Here is a 1,202-nt window from a genome sequence, read left to right on the forward strand (position 1 = left end):
GGACGACGCCGATCCGCAGGGGCGGGCTGCACGACCGGCCAACGCGCTGAGCTGCGCAGATGTCGCGGCCGGGCTCGCGGGCGGCGTCGACAAGCGGCCACTATCGTCCGTCGTGGACCTTTTTCAGTGTGAGTGGGCTCACGGTTTATGTCAGGGTTTGTCCGGTTTGTCGGTCACTGGCTGAACTCGCGCCGATGCTCTGGGTGCGGACGATTCCCCCGGGCTGAGGCCCGCGTCACACCGAATGCGCGCCCCGCACGCGCTGTCGGCGCGGCCCTTCGCTCGTTGGACAGGCACTCCGGTTCCGGGGGCGCCGACCTGCCCTGCGGTGCGTTCGGCCGTCCAGCGGCCTCGCGCGTGCACATGTGCGGGCGGGGTGGCAGCGTGGAGGGGTCATGATCCGGATGCGCGGGGACGGCCTGGATGCACGGAGTGGACAGCCACGCCCATGGGGGTGCGGAACCGGGCGGACCGGGGAAACACCGGTCCGCCCGGGGTGGGCCGCGCTCGCGGCTGTGGGTGCGCAGTGTCGCCGGGCAGGTGTTCCTGTGGATGCTGGTCGTGGTCGTGCTGCTGGTCACCGCGGCGCTGACGGCACTCATCCTGCAGGCCCGGAGGTACGCCGCGAGTGATTCCGAGAACCGCACACGCGCCGCGGCCATCACCTTGGCGCAGGTCCCCACGGTGGTGAACGCGCTGGACAGCGCCGACCCGACCGCGGTGCTGCAGCCGCTGGCCCTGGACATCACGGAAAAGGGCGGCTTCGACTACGTCGTGATCGCCAGCCCCGAGGGGATCCGCTACGCCCAGACCGCCCAGCCCGAGCTGATCGGACAGCGCCTCATCGGCCCGTACCAGCTGGCCCTCAAGGGGCCGATCACCATCAGCTTCACCGCGCCCATCGGACGGGTCGTGGAGAGCAGCGCGCCGGTCACCAGGCCGGACGGTTCGGTCGCCGGCCTGGTCCAGGTCGGCTACACCATCGCGCACGCGGGCAATACGGTCAGCCAGCAGCTGCCGGTCCTGTTCGGCGGCGCGGTGGCCGCGGTCGCCGTGGGTACGGGCGGGGCGGTGCTGGTGCGGCGGCGGCTGCGCCGCCAGACGCAGGGGCTGGGCCCGGCCGAGATGACGCGGATGTACGAGCACCACGACGCGGTGCTGCACGCGGTCCGCGAGGGTGTGCTGATCGTCGGTGGGGACGG

Annotated in this window: 1 protein-coding gene and 1 pseudogene; both read left to right on the forward strand. The window is 72.0% G+C overall.

Annotated features, from left to right (window positions below; genetic code table 11):
- On the forward strand, positions 1-184 hold a 184-nt coding region (locus ACFU7Y_RS44060), incomplete at its 5' end, for a hypothetical protein (RefSeq protein ID WP_380772089.1).
- A 335-nt stretch (positions 185-519) separates the two neighbouring features.
- Positions 520-1,202, forward strand: a pseudogene (locus ACFU7Y_RS44065) (histidine kinase); the annotation flags it as partial.

Origin of the sequence: Kitasatospora sp. NPDC057542, from assembly GCF_042801945.1 — a bacterium.
Lineage (GTDB): Bacteria > Actinomycetota > Actinomycetes > Streptomycetales > Streptomycetaceae > Kitasatospora.